This window comes from Ellagibacter isourolithinifaciens, from assembly GCF_008831035.1.
GTDB classification, from domain to species: domain Bacteria; phylum Actinomycetota; class Coriobacteriia; order Coriobacteriales; family Eggerthellaceae; genus Ellagibacter; species Ellagibacter isourolithinifaciens.
Window position 1 is genome coordinate 78,387 of the sequence record NZ_WAJR01000007.1, and the last position, 20,610, is coordinate 98,996.

General features: G+C 60.8%; 14 protein-coding genes. 12 read left to right on the plus strand and 2 right to left on the minus strand.

Features of this window, described 5'->3' with window-relative positions:
- Nucleotides 1–106 precede the first annotated feature (106 nt).
- From F8C90_RS04505 to F8C90_RS04530, 6 genes are all read left to right on the plus strand, one after another.
- Entirely contained in the window at nucleotides 107–1,753 is a 1,647-nt protein-coding gene (locus F8C90_RS04505; protein WP_158049261.1) for an ABC transporter substrate-binding protein, read from the plus strand.
- 12 nt (nucleotides 1,754–1,765) lie between these two features.
- A complete protein-coding gene (locus F8C90_RS04510; protein WP_158049262.1) occupies nucleotides 1,766–2,749 on the plus strand; it encodes an ABC transporter permease in 984 nt (327 codons plus the stop codon).
- Nucleotides 2,749–3,600: an ABC transporter permease gene (locus F8C90_RS04515; protein ID WP_158049283.1), complete on the plus strand. Its 852-nt coding sequence runs from the start codon at nucleotides 2,749–2,751 to the stop codon at nucleotides 3,598–3,600. Before F8C90_RS04510 ends, F8C90_RS04515 begins: the two co-directional genes overlap by 1 nt.
- A gap of 9 nt (nucleotides 3,601–3,609) precedes the next feature.
- Nucleotides 3,610–4,617 carry an ATP-binding cassette domain-containing protein gene (locus F8C90_RS04520; protein ID WP_158049263.1) on the plus strand — a complete coding sequence of 336 codons (1,008 nt, stop codon included), beginning with the start codon at nucleotides 3,610–3,612 and terminating at the stop codon, nucleotides 4,615–4,617.
- Nucleotides 4,611–5,216, plus strand: coding sequence for an ABC transporter ATP-binding protein (locus F8C90_RS04525; RefSeq protein WP_158049264.1), 606 nt, complete (start codon nucleotides 4,611–4,613; stop codon nucleotides 5,214–5,216). The genes F8C90_RS04520 and F8C90_RS04525 overlap by 7 nt, the downstream gene beginning before the upstream one ends.
- A 164-nt stretch (nucleotides 5,217–5,380) precedes the next feature.
- A complete protein-coding gene (locus tag F8C90_RS04530; RefSeq protein ID WP_158049265.1) occupies nucleotides 5,381–6,463 on the plus strand; it encodes a hypothetical protein in 1,083 nt (360 codons plus the stop codon).
- 179 nt (nucleotides 6,464–6,642) lie between these two features.
- Here F8C90_RS04530 and F8C90_RS04535 read toward each other — a convergent pair whose 3' ends face one another.
- Entirely contained in the window at nucleotides 6,643–7,206 is a 564-nt protein-coding gene (locus F8C90_RS04535; protein ID WP_211361018.1) for a hypothetical protein, read from the minus strand.
- A 267-nt stretch (nucleotides 7,207–7,473) separates the two neighbouring features.
- A complete protein-coding gene (gene gdhA, locus F8C90_RS04540; protein ID WP_158049267.1) occupies nucleotides 7,474–8,829 on the minus strand; it encodes an NADP-specific glutamate dehydrogenase in 1,356 nt (451 codons plus the stop codon).
- A 372-nt stretch (nucleotides 8,830–9,201) separates the two neighbouring features.
- Between gdhA and yidC the strand changes: the two genes are divergently transcribed.
- The 6 genes from yidC (at nucleotide 9,202) to rapZ (ending at nucleotide 20,608) form a co-directional block, all read left to right on the plus strand.
- Entirely contained in the window at nucleotides 9,202–11,259 is a 2,058-nt protein-coding gene (gene yidC / locus F8C90_RS04545; protein ID WP_158049268.1) for a membrane protein insertase YidC, read from the plus strand.
- Nucleotides 11,249–13,372, plus strand: coding sequence for a sulfatase-like hydrolase/transferase (locus F8C90_RS04550; RefSeq protein ID WP_170264544.1), 2,124 nt, complete (start codon nucleotides 11,249–11,251; stop codon nucleotides 13,370–13,372). The genes yidC and F8C90_RS04550 overlap by 11 nt, the downstream gene beginning before the upstream one ends.
- Before the next feature lie 271 nt (nucleotides 13,373–13,643).
- Complete coding sequence (locus F8C90_RS04555; RefSeq protein WP_158049270.1) at nucleotides 13,644–15,161, plus strand: DUF2130 domain-containing protein; 1,518 nt, start codon at nucleotides 13,644–13,646, stop codon at nucleotides 15,159–15,161.
- 146 nt (nucleotides 15,162–15,307) lie between these two features.
- Nucleotides 15,308–17,578, plus strand: a complete 2,271-nt coding sequence (locus tag F8C90_RS04560; protein ID WP_158049284.1) for an ATP-dependent helicase — start codon at nucleotides 15,308–15,310, stop codon at nucleotides 17,576–17,578.
- Nucleotides 17,579–17,649: 71 nt separating this feature from the next.
- Complete coding sequence (uvrC, locus tag F8C90_RS04565) at nucleotides 17,650–19,608, plus strand: excinuclease ABC subunit UvrC (RefSeq protein ID WP_158049271.1); 1,959 nt, start codon at nucleotides 17,650–17,652, stop codon at nucleotides 19,606–19,608.
- A 112-nt stretch (nucleotides 19,609–19,720) separates the two neighbouring features.
- Complete coding sequence (gene rapZ / locus F8C90_RS04570) at nucleotides 19,721–20,608, plus strand: RNase adapter RapZ (protein ID WP_170264546.1); 888 nt, start codon at nucleotides 19,721–19,723, stop codon at nucleotides 20,606–20,608.
- Nucleotides 20,609–20,610 lie beyond the last annotated feature (2 nt).

The window sequence follows — 20,610 nt, forward strand, 5'->3', positions numbered from 1 at the left end:
TTCTGTCTGCTATAGTGTGTTACAGATTTGTATCCCGTAACACTAAGCAGGTGCGCCGAAACCGCATCAGCTGCGCGCTCTGCTTGGCCGATGAAAGGACATCTCGATGAAAAGCTTCTCAAGGCGAACGTTTTTGCAGGCGGCAGGCGTGAGCGCGGCTGCGGTGGGCTTCGGCGGCGTGTTGAGCGCGTGTGCAAGCGATTCGGGCTCGGGCAGCTCGGATAAGGGCGCCACTTCGAAGAGCGAGGGACACGCATCGCAGGTAACCGTCTCCATGCCCGTGAGCAGCGAGCCCGCCGCTGGCTTCGACCCCTTCGTCTCCTGGGGCTGCGGCGAGCATGTGCATGAGCCGCTTATCCAGTCCACGCTTCTGACCACGACGGCCGATATGGGCTTCGAAAACGACCTCGCGACGGCGTATTCCTGCAGCAACGACGGCCTCACGTGGACGTTCACCATTCGCGCGGACGCGAAGTTCACCAACGGCAAGGCGCTCACGGCGCATGATGTGGCCTACACGATCAACGGCGTTGCGAACAGCGAGGCCAGCGAGTGCGATCTGACTATGGTTGACAAGGCGGTCGCCGTAGACGACGAAACGTGCGAAATCCATCTGAACAAGCCCTTCAACGCGTTCCTGTACACGTTGGCCGTTATTGGCATCGTTCCCGATGGCGGACACGGCAGTGATTACGGCACCAACCCGATCGGCAGCGGCCGCTACATGCTGGAGCAATGGGATCATGGACAGCAGGTTATCCTGAAGGCCAATCCCGACTACTACGGCGATGCCCCGAAGATCGATCGTGTCGTGGTGGTGTTCATGGAAGAGGACGCAAGCCTTGCGGCGGCTCGCTCCGGCCAGGTGGACGTTGCCTACACGGTGGCCACCTACGCCGACCAGCAGCCGACGGGCTACGACCTGCTGAACTGCGCATCGGTAGACTCGCGCGGAATCTCCCTTCCCACCATCGCGGCGGGCGCTACGAAGAAGCAGACGGGCGAGGAGTATCCCGCAGGCAACGACGTCACGCAGGACCTCTCGTTGCGCCGCGCCATCAACTACGGCGTGAACCGTCAGACGCTCATTGACAACGTCTTGAACGGCTATGGCGAGGTCGCGTACAGCGTGAGCGACAATATGCCCTGGTCATCTGACGATATGCGATGCGAGCAGGATATCTCCCGCGCCAAGGCGTTGCTCGACGAGGCGGGCTGGGCGCTCGGGTCCGACGGCGTTCGCATGAAGGACGGCGTGCCGGCAGCGTTCGATTTGTACTACTCGGCGTCCGACTCGGTGCGCCAGGCCATCGCCATGGAGTTTGCCAACCAGATGGGCGAGCTCGGTATCAAGGTGTCGCCGAAGGGTGCAAGCTGGGACGATATCTACCGACACCAGTTCAGCGACCCCGTCGTGTGGGGCTGGGGCTCGAACAGCCCGATCGAGATCTACAACCTGAACTACTCGACGGGCAATGGCAACTACGCGTGCTACGAGAACGCGGCGGTGGACGCGCATCTGAACGCCGCGCTGGCCAACCCTGTGATCGCCGACTCGTATGACGAGTGGAAGCTTGCCATGTGGGACGGCGAGAACGGCGTGGCTCCGCAAGGCGCTGCCACGTGGGTGTGGTTCGCCAACGTCGACCACCTGTATTTCGTGGCCGATGGCTTGAAGGTCGCCGACCAGAAGCCGCATCCGCATGGACATGGCTGGTCGATCGTGAACAACGTCGACAAGTGGAGCTGGTAGGCGCAGCTTCGCATGACGAAATATCTTGCTCGACATATCGTGCGGTTCGCGCTGCTGATGCTTGCCGTGGGGTTGGTGGTGTTCGCGCTGGTGAGCATGTCGCCGATCGACCCCGTGCAAGCGAACGTGGGGCAGGCCGCGTATGTGAACATGTCGGAGGCCAAACGAGCTCAGCTGGCGAGCTACTGGGGCGGCGACGTGCCGTTTTGGGAGCGCTTTGCCAACTGGGCAGGTGCCCTTCTGCAGGGCGACATGGGAACATCGCTCAGGTTCAATGCGCCGGTGTCCGTGGTCATTGCGCACCGAGCCGCCAACTCGTTGGCGCTCATGGGCATCGCGTGGCTGTTCAGCGGCGCGTTGGGGTTTGCGCTCGGCGTTGCTGCGGGCGCTCGCCGCGGCGGTGCGCTCGATCGGGTGGTTCGCAGCTATTGCTTTCTTTTGGCTTCGACCCCTACGTTCTGGCTCGGCTTGCTCATCTTGATGGTGTTCGCCGTGCAGCTAGGCTGGTTCCCCATCGGGTTCTCCGTGCCCATCGGCGTGTCGGCGGCGGACGTGACGTTGGCCGATGCCGTGCATCACCTGGTGCTTCCTGCGCTCACGCTCTCGGTGACGGGAGCGGCTAACATCGCGCTCCATACGCGCGAGAAGGTTGTTGATGTACTGGAAAGCGACTACGTGCGCTTCGCACGCGCGCGCGGCGAGTCGGAGCTGAGCGTGATCATGCACCACGGCTTGCGCAACGTCGCGCTGCCGGCCGTCACGCTGCAGTGTGCGTTCATCTCCGAGGTCTTTGGCGGGTCGGTGCTGGTAGAGCAGGTGTTTTCTTATCCCGGCCTGGGGCAGGCGGCTGTGACCGCAGGGTTAGGCGGCGACGTGGCGCTTCTCGCGGGCATCGCGCTCGTGAGTGCCGCACTCGTGTTCGGCGGCAACCTGCTGGCTAATATTCTCTATGGCGTGCTCGATCCGCGCATGCGCATCGGCGAGGGGAGGGCTTGATGGAAGAGGTTCTCCATACTCCCGTGCAGCGTTCGCGTGGCAATCGGGCAACCACGCTCGTCGCGTGCATCGCGGCCGCCTGCGCGCTCGCCATTGTGGTGGCGTCGGGGCTTGTGCTTTACAGTCAGGCGACAGTCACAGACTTCACCGCGAAGAATCTGGCGCCCTCGCTTGCCCACCCCTTCGGCACCGACTGGATGGGTTGCGACATGCTTTCGCGCACGCTTGCGGGCCTGTCCACAAGCGTGCTGGTGGGCTTGCTGGCGGCCACCGTCTCGTCGGTGATTGCACTCGTGCTCGGGTGTGCTGCCGCGCTTGGCGGGAAACGCGTCGATGCCGTGATCAGCTGGCTGATTGACCTGATGATGGGTGTTCCCCACATCGTGCTTCTGGTGCTCATCTCCTATGCAATCGGGAAGGGCTTCTGGGGCGTGACCATCGGCGTTGCCGTGACGCATTGGCCGAGCCTTGCGCGCGTCGTTCGTGCCGAGGTGCTGCAATGCCGCGAGTCGAAGTTCGTCGAAGTTGCGCGCAAGTTGGGGCAAAGCCCGGCGCGCATCGCGTTGCACCATATGGTGCCCTACGTGTTGCCGCAGTTCGTGGTGGGGCTTATTCTGCTCTTTCCGCACGCCATCCTTCATGAGGCGGCAATCACGTTCCTCGGCTTCGGATTGCCGCCCGAGCAGCCGGCAATCGGCGTGATCTTGAGTGAGTCGATGAGCTACCTATCTACGGGTGCCTGGTGGCTTGCCGTGTTTCCGGGTTTGGCGCTCATGGCGACGGTGCTGCTCTTCGATGTGGCTGGTCAGGGTTTGCGAAAGCTCGTTGACCCGCATACGGCGCAGAAATAGGTGGGGAAGATGTTGGAGAAGGCAAACGACGGCGCGGCTGCGCAAGCGGCTTCGGCGAACAAGGCTGCCGCGATCGCTCACGAGCAAACCACGCACAAGGATGCGCAGCTGCACCATCATCACACACATGCGGCGACGTCGCACCATGACGGCGGGCACCACCTTTTGCAGGTCGAGGATTTGAACGTGAGCTTTTGCATGTACGACGAGGATGCGCCGTACTTCCAGGCGAAGCAGCGCGATGTCCAGGTGCTCCACGGGTTGAGTATCGCCGTCCACGCGGGCGAGATCGTGGCTGTGGTGGGCGCATCGGGCTCGGGCAAGACGCTTCTCGCCGATGCGGTGCTGGGATTGTTCGAGCCTAACTCCACGGTGACGGGACGCATCTGGTTCGACGGCGAGCGCATGGATGCGGAAGGCTTGCGCGCGCTGCGCGGGCACGGACTGTCGCTCGTGCCGCAAAGCGTGAGCCATTTGGACCCCATGATGCGCGTGGGGAAACAGGTCGAAGGCTTCGCGAACGCGCTGTCGAAGGCCGAGCGCAAAGCGCGCCGCGAGCAGCTGTTCGAGCGCTACGGGCTCGGTCCCGAGGTTGCGCGCCTTTACCCTCATGAGCTTTCTGGCGGCATGGCGCGCCGCGTGCTGCTCTGCTGCGCGCTCATGGACGATCCGCGGGTGATCGTGGCCGACGAGCCAACGCCTGGGCTCGACCTCGACCTCGCGGTCCGAGCGCTGGACGACTTCCGCTCCTTTGCCAACGAGGGCAACGGCGTGCTGCTGATCACGCACGATATCGAGCTCGCGCTGCGCGTTGCCGATCGCGTTGCCGTCTTCAAGGATGGCACCGTGGTGGAAGAGGCGGCGGTCGCGAACTTCGCCGACCCCGCGCTTCTGAGCGACCCGTTCACCCGCGCGCTGTGGCATGCCCTTCCCGAGCACGATTTCGCGGCTACGGCGAGCACGGACGAGCAAGGCCGCGGCAACGCATCGATTGACAAGGGAGGTCGCTCGTGCTAGAGGCTCGAGACATCACGTTCGGTTACCCCGGCGCAAAACCCCTGTACAGCGGGTTCAGCCTGCAAGTCGAGCCCAGCGAGCGCGTGGCGCTTCAGGCTCCCTCGGGATTTGGCAAGACCACCCTGTGCCGCGTGCTCGCTGGGTTCGAGCGTCCGCAGGCTGGCGAGGTGCTGCTCGATGGTCGGCCACTTCCGCGTCGCGGAGTATGCCCGGTGCAGCTGATCCAGCAGCATCCCGAGCAGGCGGTCGATCCGCGCCTGCGCATGCGCAAAACGCTGGCGGAGGCGGGCGACGTGCCGCAAGAACTCCTCGACAACCTGGGGATTCGCGATGAGTGGATGCAGCGCTACCCACATGAGCTCTCCGGCGGCGAGCTACAGCGCTTCTGCATAGCCCGCGCGCTTGCCACGCGTCCGCGCTACCTCATCTGCGACGAAGTTTCCACGATGCTGGATGCGGTCACGCAAGCGCATATCTGGCGCGTGTTGCTGGACTATGCCGAGCGGGAAGGTGCCGGCATGCTGCTCGTCTCCCATACCCCTGCGCTTACGGAGCGCGTGGCGACGCGGAAAGTGAAGCTCTCGAGGGGCAAAAGCTGATTCGAGAAGCTCGCATGTCCATACCTCCTAATGCCTTGTTTGCGAATTGTGCCTGATGGGGTGCTCTTGCTCGCCTCCGTTAGAGCGGTAGAGCGTCGAGATTGTTTGTCTTCGGGAGATGGGGGCTGGCAGCCCATGCTCGTTTGCCTATAATGAACGCTGCTATGGAAAAGACATCCCGAGAGAAAATCGCGCTCATCGTGTTCCTCATCCTTGCTATTGGGATGGGGTGTATCCTGTTCGGCTACGTGTTTGCTGGCCATTCATGGAACGTCACCGCCTCGAACATCGACGATGCGTTCGGCAACATGGAAGGCTATACCGCCATCGTCTACGAGGGAACCATCGAAGAGGAAGAAGGCGCTGCGCAATCGCCTGCTTCTGCGGCATCAGCTGCCAACAGCTCTGCTAACTCAAAGAATGCGGGGGATGCTGAATCGCTTCCCGGGGACTCGAAGGCGGGGGATGGTCAAGCCCCCGCTTCCTCTTCGTCCTCTTCCGACGGCAATCAAGCCGCTGCTTCCTCTTCGGAAAACAGCCAGGCATCTTCCGCCGCTTCGTCTTCCGACAAACAGGTTGCTTCTTCTCAGGGTGGCTCGAGTGTAAATTCAGCTTCCTCAACGAGCGCAAGCGCGCAGGGCACCGGCTCTGTCGATCAGGGAGTTTCGACTGCGTCGGAACCTGCTGCTGCGGAAGGCTCCGCGTCCGAAGGCGTCGTAGGGGAAAGCACTGCCGGGGAAGGGGTTTCTGCAACTGCTTCCCCTGATGGAACCTTAGATTCCCAGGCGAGCTCCGCTGCACCCCTCGCGGGGCACAAAAAGGAGAAGGAACCGGTCGCCCTCTCCGATGTCGATGAGCTCTACCAGGCCAAGGGCGCAAACGTCATCTCGCTTCATACGGCCGATCCCTCCGCCTATGAAGAGGGAACGATTCTGAAGCGCGGCGGCAAGCGCTACGGCATCTTCTCGGTCACCCGCGAGTATTCGAGGATCCTTATCGATGAGAAGGTTAAGTACTTCACCGATCAAAAGGTAGACTACGTCATTGCTCTTTGTCCCGAGGAGTCGTATCTCAAGAATGCCGAGAACATCGACATCGTCATCACCACGGCAGACTCGACGATCTCGTCGATGGGCGAATCGAGGAACGGCGCCTTCTACGTGAGTACGCCGAAGATCGGCTCGGTCGGGGCGATCCTCATTTCGCCGAGCAATGTCGTCTCCGCGAAGACTATCTCCGAGCTGTAAATCCTCCGGGGTTATCTCTGTCGCCCGACAATGAGCGGCGACCGAAACGGCAAGCGACCCCGCCTCGTGCAATCGCACATTCGGCGGGGTCGCTTCGTGAATCGCCTTCCCGAAAAGGGCCAGGCTATTCGGGGTTCCTGCATCTGGTCAATCGACGCTCCTCTTTGGGTGGGCCGTTGCTACTTTAAGACGATGTTCTCGATCATGGGCAGTGCGTCGTTCCAATCGACTTTGGAGCCTATGACCACGCCGACCGTCATTCCGGAAGGTGCCTTGGTGAACAGGTTAACGGTGCCATTGGAGGCGGTGTGACGCACCCAGGTGATGCCGTTGACGTCGACTTCGTCGATGGTGCCGTCTTTCTTGGAGCCCATTCTAGCTTCCGCTTCGGTCATCGGCTCGGTCTTGAACGTGCGAATGTCGATGAAGGCGAAGGTGTCATCGCCGAGCGTGAACTCGCACTCTTCGTACTTCTCGTTCATCGATCTGGTGCCGGGTTTCCAGCCATCAGTTGGCTCTAAGCTGTACGAAGGGTAGTCGACGCCGGTTTTGGCCTCAACGGCGGGCTCTGGGGTCTCTTCAGCCTTCGGCTCTTCCGCAGGCTGCGTCGTTGCCGTGTCGTTGCTCGCCTTCTTCTGCTCCTCGGCGCCACCGCCGCAGCCGGCCATCGTGAACGCAAGGGCTGCCGTCAACGCAACGGCGGGCACACCGAGCGCGACCTTCCTCATCATGGGCTTCAACATTTTTATCACTCCCTTTCCCGTTGCCTCGTGCAAGCCGCTTCGCACTCCGCCCTTCCCGACGAAGCCAGCTTCTATCGATATTGTGCCTTGCGAGGTCTCGTTTACGAAGTGACCAGCGGCCCAAACGATGCGCACATGCGTACCGCACGGCCAAGATACATGCGGGAAAGAGCTTGCCTGCCCCATTTTCGGGACTTCGGGCATAGAAAAAGGCGGGTTCCCGTGCGAGGAGCCCGCCTTCCTAAAATGATTGCTTGAAGTTGGCGCTTACACGATGCCCTGAGCCATCATGGCGTCGGCAACCTTCTTGAAGCCGGCGATGTTGGCGCCCATCACGAAGTTGCCTTCATGGCCGTATTCCTTCGCCGTATCGTCGACGTTGTGGAACATACCGCGCATGAGCGTCTCGAGCTTGCCGTCGACCTCCTCGAAGGTCCAGGAAAGATGCTCGGCGTTCTGGCTCATCTCCAGACCGGACACGAGCACGCCGCCCGCGTTTGCCGCCTTGCCGGGGAAGAATGCGACGCCGTTGTTCTGGAAGTATTCGGTCGCCTCAATCGTGGTCGGCATGTTGGCCCCTTCGCCGACTGCCTTGCAGCCGTTCGCGACGAGGGCCTTCGCGTCCTCGATGCCAAGGGTGTTCTCACGGGCGCAGGGGAGCGCGATGTCGCAGGGGAGCTGCCACACGCCGCGGCCATCCTCCGCGTGCCACGTCGCGTTCGGACGCTCTTCGACGTACATCGCGAGCGTGACGCCCTTGTCGTGGCCGGAGCGCTTCTTGTTGTAGACGTGCTCGAGCACCTGGTAGTCGATGCCTTCCTGGTCCTCGACCCAGCCGTGGGTGTCGGAGCAGGCGATCACCTTGCCGCCGAGCTGCGAGACCTTCTGGATCGCGTAGATGGCCACGTTGCCGGAGCCGTGCACGACGACCTTCTTGCCCTCGAAGGAGTCGCCCTTGCTCTTGAGGTACTCGTCGACGAAGTAGACAAGGCCGTAGCCAGTTGCCTCGGTGCGGGCGAGCGAGCCGCCGAAGGAGAGGCCCTTGCCGGTGAGCACGCCGGTCCATTCGTTGCAGATGCGCTTGTACTGGCCGAACATGTAAGCGACTTCGCGGCCGCCGACGCCCAGGTCACCTGCAGGAACGTCAGTGTTCGGACCAACGTGGCGGTAGAGCTCGGTCATGAACGACTGGCAGAAGCGCATGATCTCGTTGTTGGACTTGCCCTTCGGGTCGAAGTCGGAGCCGCCCTTGCCGCCGCCCATCGGCAGCGTGGTCAGCGCGTTCTTAAAGATCTGCTCGAAGCCCAGGAACTTCAACATGCCCAGATAAACCGTGGGGTTGAAGCGCAGGCCGCCCTTGTAGGGGCCGATTGCGGAGTTGTACTCGACGCGGAAGCCGCGGTTGACCTGGACTTCACCCTTGTCGTCAACCCACGGAACGCGGAACTGGATGATGCGCTCGGGCTCGATGATGCGCTCGAGGATCTTTGCTTCCTCGTATTCCGGATGCGCCTCGATGACCGGTTCGAGAGTGCTCATGACCTCGGTGACGGCCTGGATGAACTCGGGCTGATCGGGGTCCTTCGCCTTAACTTGGTCGATAATTCTCTGGACGTAACTCATGTAACCTCCTCGGGGTTTACTTGTTCCCAACCGCGGCCATTATAAGTTTGCGCAACGGCTCCGTTGCCTCTAATTAACATGATAGAAACAATGGTTGCAGCCAATCGCGTTTCTCCTCCATAAACGGTAGCGGCGACATCTTGGAGGGGGACTGACGTTGCATCATCGGAGGAAGGACATCGTCGCACCTCCGAAGGGAATTGCCACATCGAGCTGAACGGAGCGTCTACGGATTTAGTACGCCCCAGTACGTGATTGGGCGCTCATGCGGCACGATTTGTAGTACTATTCTAATTCTGCGTTTTTACCTTAGTTTTGCCTCGATTTTACTTCATCGCGCTCGCAGCGCGCGATGCGAAAGGGCTTGCTCGCATGGAAGCACTTGCATGGCTGCTCTCGCTTATCTTGCAGCCCTGTTACGCGATAAGCGGCAATTGGTGGATAGCCATCCTGCTGTTCACCATCATCGTGAAGATCATCCTCATCCCGATGTCGCTTTGGTGCCAGAAGAACTCGATCGTCATGGTGCAGCTTATGCCCGCCTTGAATCGCCTGAAAGTGAAGTACTACGGCGACCGCGAGACGATCGGCGAGGAGCAGAACAAGCTCTACAAGGAACAGCATTACCATCCGATGCTCTCCCTGATTCCGCTTGCTGTACAGATCATCATCCTGTTCGGCCTGGTCGACGTCATCCATACGATCACCGACGGCGGCGCGCCGGGCACTGAGTTCTTGGGCCAAATTCCCTTTGAGGACGGCGGCGCGGCGTGGATCATGCCGCTTTTCGCGGGGCTTTCCGCCATTATCATGGGCTTCGCGCAGAACCGCATCAACCCGCTGCAGCGCGAGCAGTCGCGTGCGGAGAAGAACATGACGAACGGCCTGTCCATCGGCCTTTCCTTCATCTTGGGCGTGTTCGTCGCCACGGGCATGGGTTTTTACTGGGTGTGCTCGAACTTGACCTCCATCGCCATCCAGGCGCTCGCGAACGTCCTGGTGAAGCCAGCGAAATATATCGACTATGAGGACCTCGAGACGAGCCGTGTCGAGCTCGAGGAGCTCGAGAATTTCTCGGGTCCCAAGAAGAAATGGTACGAGCGCGACCCGCTTGCCAAGCGCGAGAAGGCCGACTACAAGCGTTTCTTCAAGATCGTCGGTAAGCACATCGTCTTCTATTCCGAGGGAAGTGGCTTCTACAAGTACTTCCAGGGCGCGATCGAGTGGCTGCTCGCGCATTCCGATGCCGACATCCACTACGTGACGAACGACCCCAATGACCAGGTGTTCAAGCTGGCCGAGGCCGAGCCGCGCCTGAAGCCCTATTACATCGGGCAGCGCAAGATCATCACGCTCATGATGAAGATGGACGCCGATCTGGTCGTGTCCACGCTTGAGGACTTGGAGAACTACTACATCAAGCGCTCCTATATCCGCAAGGACATCGAGTACGTGTTCATGTTCCACCACATGACGTCGACCCATCTCACGCCCCAGAAGGGCGCCTACGACCACTACGACACGGTGCTGTGCGCGGGCCCTCATCAGGTGCGCGAGTTGCGCCGTGCCGAGGAGCTCTACGGCACCAAGCGCAAAAATCTTGTGGAATGCGGCTACGACCTGCTCGATCGCGAGATTGCCGAATACGAGCTCGCCGCTGCTGCGGTCGAGCGCGACCCGTCCCGTCGGGATGTGGTGCTCATTGCGCCGTCGTGGCAGGAGGGCAACATCCTCGACACCTGCATCGACGACATGCTGAAAAGCGTGCTCGGGCGCGGCATGCGCGTCATCGTGCGCCCGCACCCCGAATACACGAAGCGCTATTCCGCCAGGTGGAACGCCCTTTTGGCTCGCTGGGCAGACGTCCCCGAGTCCGATCTGTACTTCGAGCACGATTTCAGCTCGAACAAGACCGTCTTCACCTCTGACATTCTCGTGACCGACTGGTCGTCGATCTTCTGCGAGTTCTGCTTCTCGACGCGCAAGCCTGCCATCTTCATTGACACCCCGATGAAGGTGGGCAACCCCGACTGGAAGGAACTCGGCATCGAGCCGACCGACATCGCGCTGCGCAGCGAGGTTGGCGTGTCGATCCGTCCCGAGGACGCGGCCACCTTCGGCGATGTTGCCGAGGAGATGCTCGCGAAGCGCTACGCGTGGAGCGACCGTATCAACAAGGTGCTCGACAGCTTCATCTTCAACGTCGGGCATGGTGGGGAAGTGGCTGGGCGCTACCTGCTCGATCGCATGATAGACATTCAGGAATCCAAGCGCGACGGCGGTGTGTCCGACGATTCGCTCGCCGCGGGTGAGCGCGCGGCGGCCGATGCCGAAGCGGCGTCGCATAATGAGGGGGAGCGCATGGGAAAGCACGACGGCAGCGAAGCGCGTGGGGTGCATGCGAGGAAGGTGGGCCGCCATGAAGCGTAATCGTCTTATTGTGGGCGCGTTCGACGTCTTTTCGTTTGCGCTGGTCGCAGGTGTACTTTCGCTTGCATGGATAACGCCCGCCTACGCGTATGTCGACCCTTCGGTCATGACCTACACGATCCAGGCGCTCGCCGGTGTCGCGGTCGCGCTTTCGGCCGTGCTCGGTGTGGCGCTTCGCCGTACGCGCAAGATGCTCTTCAAGATGCTCAAAATCGACGAGAATGTCGGCAAGGTGGTGGAAGCGCCGGTTCACAGGCTCGACGAGGACGGCAAGCCCATCCTCGCGCCTGGCGAGATTGCCGCCGATGCGGAGTCGATGTCTTCGAAGAAGGCTTCCCGAAAGGGGCGCGCATCTGACGATTATCCTCGCGCAAAATGGGGCGTGCGCGTGGTTTGCGCGCTCATAGTGTGCGCGTTCTTCTCGTTTACCCTGCTCGTGGTTCCGCCGTATGAAATCGTTGCCGGCGCTGGGGCCGATCTTGTGTTCGGCCTCTCCGACATCTGGCCGATCTTCGCAGTTGCAGGCGTTGTGGTTGCGGTGGTTCTCGCGCTTGCCGTGTCGCTTCTGCGCGGCAGGGCATTCGATATCGTGCTGCTCTTCCTGTTTGCGCTCGGTGTTGCCGCCTATGTTCAGGTGCTCCTGTTGAACTCGGAGCTGCCAACCGCGGACGGCAAGTCGGTGAACTGGGGTGATTACACGTCAATCATGCTGGTGAGCACCGTGGTGTGGATCATCATCGTGGCGATCCCCCTTGTTGTGGGACATTTGAAGACGAGCCTCGCGCGCGGCGGCGCGGTTGCGCTTTCCCTTGCGCTCATCATCGTGCAGGGAGTCGGCGTGGGTAGTCTGTTCGCGTCGGGCGCATTCGAGGCGGCCACGAAAGAGCCTGATCAGGTGAACGTCGCCGACTTGCGCATGACCGAGGACGGCCTGTTCACCGTTTCTGAGAAAAGCAACGTCATCGTCTTCGTGCTCGATTTCACCGACACGAAGCAGATGTCCCAGATTATGCAGGAGCATCCGGAGGAATTCAACGACTGGACGGGTTTCACCTGGTACAACAATGTTGCGGGCTCCATGGTTCCCACGCGCTACGGCGTGCCGTTCCTCTTGACCGGTCAGCTGCCGCAGCAGGGCGAGCTCTTCTCGCAGTACCTTGCTACGCGCTATGAGCGCAGCACGTACCTCGACGACATTCACAACGCCGGCTACAGCATGGGCATCTACACCGACACGTTTGGAACCGAATATTCGAGCGAGGACGTGCAGCGCCACGTGGCGGGCCTCACCATGAACTACCACCCCATGAACCAAGAGGATTCACCCTCGCTGCTCGACCAGGAGGGTACTCTCTTCACGTTGTGGAAGTGCGCGATGTATCGCGATTTGCCGTGGGCGTTCAAGCCGTATTTCTGGTTCTACACCGACGAGGTCAACAACGGCATGACGCTGCAGGTGGAAAGCGACGACGGGGAGGTGCAGCAGAGCACCCTGTACACGATGAACGACGGGGTCTATTACGACAAGCTTAAGACGACGAAGCTTTCCGCGACTGACGACGGCGAGACGGGTGCTTTCCGTTTCATTCATCTGCTCGGCGGCCACTATCCGTTCAATCTCGACGAGAACGGCAACGACATCGGCACGGATAACTCCGACGCAATCCGTCAGATTCGCGGTAGCTTGAAGATGCTTTCCGAGTACATCCGTCAGCTGAAGGACATGGGGCTCTACGACAATACCGCGATTCTCGTGACGAGCGACCATGGCGATTGGGGTATCTACGAGGATTGGGATTCCTCGTCGAACGCGATCATGTTCTACAAGCCGGCGCAATCGGCAGAGGCGGACGCACAGCCGATCAAGACGGTGTCGACGCCAGTCGCGCACGTGAACGTGCAGCCGACCATCATCCAGGCTGTTGGCGGCGACTCGTCCAAGTACGGTGAGACGCTCGCGCAGGTGCCGTTCGACAACCGCGTGCGTAAGTTCTACACGACGACGAGCGATGGCAAGAACGACGTCTCCATCGTGGAATACGACATCACCGGCTGGGCCACCGACTTCAACAACTGGCACAAGACGGGAGCCATCTGGGACGCGCAGCAATAGCGAACGAAGAGAGCGAACGACGCCGACAACGGGGGCCTTCAAAGCAAGGCCCCCGTTCGCATTTGGATGCTTATAATAGGGCGCGTTCGGAAGCTATCTGCTCGATAATCCGCTTTGCGGGGCAGTGTCGGTTTTCGGGTGCGACCATGGGTTAGTTTACGGACATGATGCTGAGTACCTTATCAAACGAATCCTGCAAATTGGGTATCTGCAGGCTTACCGCAAGAGCAAGAGAAATGCAAGCTGCACAAGACGTTACGGGGAGGTTCCTATGAACGAGATTAAGTGTCCACATTGTGGGACGGTGTTTCAGGTGGACGAGTCGGGCTTTGCGGACATCGTGAAGCAGGTGCGCGACGCGGAGTTCAATCGGGAAATCGAGCGTCGCGAGAAACTCTTCGCCGAACAGCGTGAACAGGCGGTGGCGCTTGCAGGCGAGAAGGTGCGAGGGGAGGCGCGCGACGAGATCGCTTCCCGCGATGCGGAAATCGCGAAGCTGACCCAGAACCTCGCCGCGATCAAACGGGAAAACGACGCGGCTTCCCGTGCGGCGCAGGCCGAGCAGGTTGCGGCACTCTCTAAAGTTACCGCGAGCAAAGACGCCGAAATCGCCGAGCTCAAGTCGAAGCTTGCGCGTCTTGCCGACGAGCGCGCATCCGATGCGCGCGTGACCGAGGCCGACCATAAGCGAGCCTTGGCTGATGCGACCGCCTCCCGCGATGCGAAGATCGCCGAGCTCACGCAGAAGCTTGAGGCCCAAAAGACGTCCTTCGTGACCGAGAAGGAACTTGCCGTCACGCAGGCGCGGACCCAGGTTGAGCGCGAGCGCGACGACCTTGCTGCGCAGGTGAAGCTCAAGGCTGCCGAAGGTGAGCAGAAAGTGAGTGCGCTGCGCGAGGAGATGGCGACGAAGCTCCGCGCAAAAGACGAGCTCATCGCATACAAGGAAGAGGAAATCGCCCGCTACAAGGAGATGAAGGCCCGTCTTTCCACCAAGATGGTGGGCGAGTCGCTCGAGCAGCACTGCGAAATCGAGTTCAACAAGATGCGCGCCGTCGCCTTCCCAAAGGCGTACTTCGAGAAGGACAACGACGTGGTCGACGGTACGAAGGGCGATTTCGTGTTCCGGGAGGCGGACGACGAGGGCAACGAGGTCGTCTCCATCATGTTCGAGATGAAAAACGAGAGCGACGACAGTACTCACAAGCATAAAAACGAGGACTTTCTGAAGAAACTCGACTCCGATCGCAAGAAGAAGAACTGCGAGTACGCGGTGCTCGTGACGATGCTCGAGCCCGAAAACGAGCTCTACAACGAGGGTATCGTCGACATGAGCTACCGTTACGAGAAGATGTACGTCATCCGCCCGCAGTTCTTCATCCCGATTATCAGCATCCTGCGCAACGCCTCGCTTTCGGCGCTATCCTACAAGGCCGAGCTCGCCGAGGTGCGCAACCAGAACATCGACATCACGCACTTCGAGGAGCAGATGGAGGACTTCAAGACGAAGTTCGGACGCAACTACGACCTCGCCAGCCGCAAGTTCCAAACCGCCATCGAGGAGATCGACAAGACCATCACGCATTTGCAGAAAACCAAGGATGCGCTGCTGTCATCGGAGAACAACCTGCGCCTGGCGAACAACAAGGCGCAAGACCTCACCATTAAGCGTCTGACTAGGAATAATCCAACGATGAAGACGATGTTCGCGGAACTAGCCGAGGCGAAGGAAGCAAAAGAGTCGGGCAAGCTGGGCGAAGGCTTAGAAGATGAGGCGGCTGCCGAGTAGCGCCGAGCCTGCGACCCTTGAGGCTTTTTCGACGGGGAAGGCGGAGCGGGCTTGAGGCTTGCGTCGCCATCTTTCGTGCAATTTGCTGCGTACTACTTGGAACATATGTTCGTATCTGATAGACTGTTCCCATGGAACACAAGGATATGACATACCTGATCTCCTCGCGGCTTGGTGGGGAGCTGTTGGGCCGCGGCTCGGGCCTCGACGCGGAGGCGGATGATGCATGCGACCCACGTGCTCGGACATCGCTTCCCGGCGATGCGGTTCCAACCCTCAATGCCGAACAGCTTGAGGCTGTTACTGCGACGGAGGGCTACGTGCGCGTCATCGCCGGTGCGGGAACGGGCAAGACGCGCGCCCTTACGGAGCGTTTCGCATACCTGGTGAACGACCTCGGCATCATGCCGGGAAACATCCTGTGCGTCACCTTCACCAATAAGGCCGCTAACGAGATGCGCCACCGCATCCGCGCGCTCACCGGCGACAACGACACGGGCTTCATCAACACCTTCCACGGTTTCTGCGTCTCGGTGCTGCAAGAGGATTCGCATGCCGTTCAATACCCGAAGAGCTTTCTCGTGCTCGACAACGCCGACATCGATCAGATGCTTCAAATCATCTACGACGATCGGGGGCTCACGCTGCGCGATATGACGTTCGGTCGCGCGCGCGACATGATCGAGATCATGAAGCTCAAGGAACGGCCCGATTACTATCGCGACCTGCTTGCCATGCCGCTCGCCTCCCTGCGCGAAAAGTACGAGCAGGCAACGGATGTGCGCGACATCATCTTCTACGGGCATCTCTATCAAGAGAAGAAGTGCTTTGCCTTCGACTACAACGACCTTATTGTCGTCGTGCTCTACATCTTCGGTCAGCACCCTGACATCAGGTTGAAATGGCAGAAGCGCCTGGAATACGTCATGGTTGACGAGTTCCAAGACATCGACAAGTTGCAGTACGAGCTCATGAGCGTGCTCGCCGGCTACCATAAAAACCTGTTTGTGGTGGGCGACCCCGACCAGACCATCTACACCTGGCGCGGTGCTGACGTGCGCTTCCTTCTCGATTTCGACAAGGCGTTTCCAGATGTGCGCACCATTATGATGCTCGAGAACTACCGCTCGACCCCCGAGGTCATCGCGGTGGCAAACTCGCTCATCGAGAAGAATCGCCAGCGCATCCCGAAGGATTTGCGTGCGTGTCGCACCCAGCATGGGCCTACGGTGTGGCATCACGCGAAAACCTCCGACGACGAGGCGAAATGGATTGCCGAAGGGGTGCGTGCGCTCCATGATGGTGGCATACGTTACCGCGATATGGTGGTGCTCTACCGCGCGCACTACGCATCGCGCCCGGTGGAGGAGGCGTTTCTTAAGGCCGAGATCCCGCATGCGGTGTATTCGGGTGTGCCGTTCTACGGGCGCAAGGAAATCAAGGACTCCCTCGCTTATCTGCGGCTTGTCGCGTATCAGGATGACCTCTCCTTCACGCGCGTGGCAAACGTTCCCAAGCGCAATCTCGGGCAGCGCCGTATGGCGTTTCTTAAGGATTACGCCGAGGCACACGCGTGCTCGCTTTTCCAGGCGCTCGAGCAGACGATTGAGGATGAGATATTCAAACGCACCAAGGCGAAGCAGCTCGTGGCGCTCGTGCGCAAGTTCCGCGGATCGTTCGAGGGCAGGCCAGTATCGGAGGTACTTGCGGCCCTCATTAACGAAAGCGGCTATGAGCATGCGCTTCGCACGGAGGGAAGCCAGGAGCGACTCGACAACGTGGCGGAGCTCAAGCAGTCGATCTACGAGTTCGAGAACAGTTGCGGGGAGGAGGTGACGCTCGAGCATTATCTTTCCCATGTGGCGCTGCTCACCAATGCCGATGCGCTCGATGAAGCTCAGGACAAGGTGCGCCTCATGACCATCCACGCCGCCAAGGGATTGGAGTTCCCGCACGTCTTTCTGTGCTCGCTTTCCGAGGGGGTGCTCCCGTCGCGCAAGACGAAAACGCTCGAGGGCATGGAAGAGGAGCGAAGGCTTGCATTTGTTGCGGTGACCCGAGCGCGGGACGGGCTCTATCTTACCGAGGCGGCTGGTTTCTCGCACGAGGGCTCGCCGCGCCATCCGTCGCGTTTCTTGCTCGATATCGATCAGCGCGCCCTGCAGTTCTCGAACAAGCCGAGCGATGAGGAGCTATCCTGCGCGCGGGCGGCGTACGCCGCAAGTGACAAATGGATGGCCGGTTTGGCGGCCGATGCGCGCTTCTCGCCGGGCGACTGCGTGCTCCACAAGGCGTTCGGACGGGGCGTCATCGAACGACTCGACGAGGAGAAGCGTGCCTACATCGTGCATTTCGACTCGCTCGACACGCCGCGCGCCATCTCGTTTCGGGCGAAGCTCGATGCGGGCGACGCCTAGGGAAACGCTGAGTGTGTAGCGAAAAGTCGGGCGGGCGCATGCCGCCGTGCGCATTTGCTACACTTCGTGGTATGGAAGAGAGCAACGTGAAAGAAACCCAAGCAGAGAAGATCGCGCGCATCAAGCGTGGTCTCGATGCTGTGCCGACCCTGCCCGGCGTGTACCTCTGGAAGGACAAGGACGGCCAGGTCATCTACGTGGGCAAGGCGAAGCAGCTGCGCGCCCGCATGCGCCAGTACGTGAACTTCCAGGACGACCGCGCGAAGATTCCGCTGCTCGTCGATCAGATCGACTCGTTCGAGTACATCGTCGTCGGCAACGAGCACGAGTCGCTCGTCCTTGAGAAGAACCTGATCAACCAGTACGCCCCGTTCTTCAACGCCGACTTCAAGGACGACAAGTCCTACCCGTTCATCGCGCTCACGAAAGGCGACGTGTTCCCCGCCATCAAGTACACGCGCGAGAAGCACAAGCCCGACACGCGCTACTTCGGACCCTACACTGATTCGCGCGCTGCCCGCCGCATGGTCGACATCGCGCGGCGTGTCGTGCCCCTGTGCGCGACGTCGTGCGCCGATTGGCGGAATCTCTCGCGCCGCCTTGAGAACGATCCGCTCGCGATAATGAAAACCGACGTGCGCCCCTGCTTCGATTGCCATGTGGGCTTAGGCCCCGGCGCATGCTGCGGGCGCATCACCCCCGAGGAGTACGCTGTGAACGTGCGTCGCATCGAGCGCTTCCTCGCGGGGCAGCACCGGGAGTTCCTCGACGAGCTCTCGGCCGAGATGGCTGACGCAGCGGCCGATCTCGATTTCGAGCGCGCCGCCCGGATCAAGGCGCGCATCGACACCATCAACTCGCTCACCGACAAGCAGCATGCGGTGTCCGCCCACAACCTGAACGCCGACGTCGTGGGCCTTTTCCGCGAGGAGACGGTCGCGGGCGCGCACGTGCTCGTCATCCGCGAGGGGCGCATCATCAACTCCAACGAGTTCGTCTTGAATCGCGGGCGCGACGTTCCCGACCAGGACCTTCTCCACAACTTCCTGTTGCGCTACTACGACACGACCACTTCCATTCCCCACGAGGTCATCGTACGGGAGCTGCCCGAGGACGAAGAGTCGATGGAGGCGTGGCTCACCGAGAAGCTTGCGAGCGCGCACGGGGCGAAAGTGCGCTTCACGGCTCCGCAGAAGGGGGAGAAGGCGGCGCTTGTCGACATGGCGGAGACGAACGCGAAGCACACGCTCATGCGCTACAAGGTGCGCACGAACTACGAGGACAAACGCGTGAACGATGCGCTGCTGCAGCTCGAGAGCGCGCTCGCGCTCGACGCGCCGCCCATGCGCATCGAGTGCTTCGACATCTCGACGATCCACGGGTCCTATACGGTCGCGTCAATGGTCGTGTTCACGGGCGGCAAGCCCGACAAGAACCAGTACCGCCGCTTCAAGATCAAGACGCCGCTCGACGAGGCGAACGACTTCCTCTCGATGCAGGAGGTGATGAGCCGCCGCTACTGCGCCGAGCGTATGGCAGACGAGCGCTTCGGCAGCAAGCCCGACCTCATCATCCTCGATGGCGGCAAGCCGCAGCTGTCGGCTGTTATGGAGATGTTCGACCAGATGGGAATCGATGACATCGCGCTGTGCGGCTTGGCGAAGCGCGACGAGGAGCTCTTCGTCCCCTGGCAGGACACGGGTCCGGTCGTTTTGCCCTCGGGGTCGGCGTCGCTCTACCTCGTGAAGCAGGTGCGCGACGAGGCCCACCGGTTCGCGATTACCTTCCACCGCGAGCTCCGCGGCAAGGGCATGACGGCAAGCATCTTGGATGAGGTCGCGGGCTTGGGCCCTGTTCGCAAGAAAGCCCTGCTCAAGCATTTCAAATCCTTCAAGAACCTCAAAGCGGCGAGCTTGGCGGAGATCAAAGAGGCCCATGTGGTGCCCGACGAGGTCGCCGAGGAGCTCCATAAGGTGATCGAGCAGTATAATAGCGAGCGAAAAGACGAACTGGTCGTTGGCGGCGAGTAGGGGGTTGCACACCATGGATGCACGGCATGAGAACCGCGAGAAGATTCCCGAGGACGAGTACGAGGACGGCGCTGAGAGATCATTCGAAAAGGATACGATCGCGCTCGAGGATATGCCTGAGATCGTCATCGTCACGGGCATGAGCGGTGCCGGGCGCACCGAGGCGATGCACGTCTTCGAGGACCTTGGCTTCTTCTGCGTCGACAACCTGCCGGCGAGCCTTATTGGGAACCTGCTCGCGCTCAAGGGCATGCCCGGCCAGCCCGATGCGAGCCGACGCCTCGCTGTGGTGTGCGACGCGCGCAACCGCGATTTCTTCCCCAATCTGAAGGGCGAGGTCGAGAAGCTCGAGCGCGAGGGGATCGACGTGTGCGTGCTGTTCCTCGACGCTGCGGATGACAAGCTCGTCGCTCGTTACAAGTCCTCGCGTCGCCGCCACCCGCTGTGCACCGACGGAACCACCATTGCGCAGGGCATCGAGCGCGAGCGTCAGATGCTCTACGATCTGCGCGAGATGGCACATCATGTCGTCGATACCACCGATATGCTCCCGCAGCAGTTGCGCGAAACCATCCGTTCCATCTTCGCCCGCGGAAACGAGCGTCGCGGCCTGGCCGTTACGGTGTATTCGTTCGGCTTCAAGCACGGCGCCCCCACCGACGCCGACCTCGTCATGGACGTGCGCTTCCTTCCAAACCCCTATTACGATCCTGACCTGCGCTTCCTCACAGGTCTTGATGCCCCTGTTCGCGATTTTGTGATGTATCGCGAGGAAACCGTCGAGTTCGTGAAGCGCTGGCGCGCGCTGCTCGACTGCGTCATGCCTGGATATGTCGCCGAAGGCAAGCAGCAGCTCGCCATCGCCATCGGCTGCACGGGCGGGCAGCATCGAAGCGTCGCTATCGCCGAATCGACGGGCGACTACCTCAAATCGAACGGTTACCGCGTCTCGGTTGCTCACCGCGACCTGAAGCTCGCGCCCCGCGCCGCCCAGGAGTAGTT

What these genes read in the sequence shown, in the direction of transcription:
- yidC (WP_158049268.1), top strand. Translation starts at nt 9,202, where the DNA reads ATGGAAGCACTTGCATGGCTGCTCTCGCTTATCTTGCAGCCCTGTTAC.
- F8C90_RS04515 (WP_158049283.1), top strand. Translation starts at nt 2,749, where the DNA reads ATGGAAGAGGTTCTCCATACTCCCGTGCAGCGTTCGCGTGGCAATCGG.
- F8C90_RS04530 (WP_158049265.1), top strand. Translation starts at nt 5,381, where the DNA reads ATGGAAAAGACATCCCGAGAGAAAATCGCGCTCATCGTGTTCCTCATC.
- F8C90_RS04560 (WP_158049284.1), top strand. Translation starts at nt 15,308, where the DNA reads ATGACATACCTGATCTCCTCGCGGCTTGGTGGGGAGCTGTTGGGCCGC.
- F8C90_RS04555 (WP_158049270.1), top strand. Translation starts at nt 13,644, where the DNA reads ATGAACGAGATTAAGTGTCCACATTGTGGGACGGTGTTTCAGGTGGAC.
- gdhA (WP_158049267.1), bottom strand. Translation starts at nt 8,829, where the DNA reads ATGAGTTACGTCCAGAGAATTATCGACCAAGTTAAGGCGAAGGACCCC.
- F8C90_RS04510 (WP_158049262.1), top strand. Translation starts at nt 1,766, where the DNA reads ATGACGAAATATCTTGCTCGACATATCGTGCGGTTCGCGCTGCTGATG.
- uvrC (WP_158049271.1), top strand. Translation starts at nt 17,650, where the DNA reads ATGGAAGAGAGCAACGTGAAAGAAACCCAAGCAGAGAAGATCGCGCGC.
- rapZ (WP_170264546.1), top strand. Translation starts at nt 19,721, where the DNA reads ATGCCTGAGATCGTCATCGTCACGGGCATGAGCGGTGCCGGGCGCACC.
- F8C90_RS04535 (WP_211361018.1), bottom strand. Translation starts at nt 7,206, where the DNA reads ATGTTGAAGCCCATGATGAGGAAGGTCGCGCTCGGTGTGCCCGCCGTT.
- F8C90_RS04520 (WP_158049263.1), top strand. Translation starts at nt 3,610, where the DNA reads ATGTTGGAGAAGGCAAACGACGGCGCGGCTGCGCAAGCGGCTTCGGCG.
- F8C90_RS04550 (WP_170264544.1), top strand. Translation starts at nt 11,249, where the DNA reads ATGAAGCGTAATCGTCTTATTGTGGGCGCGTTCGACGTCTTTTCGTTT.
- F8C90_RS04505 (WP_158049261.1), top strand. Translation starts at nt 107, where the DNA reads ATGAAAAGCTTCTCAAGGCGAACGTTTTTGCAGGCGGCAGGCGTGAGC.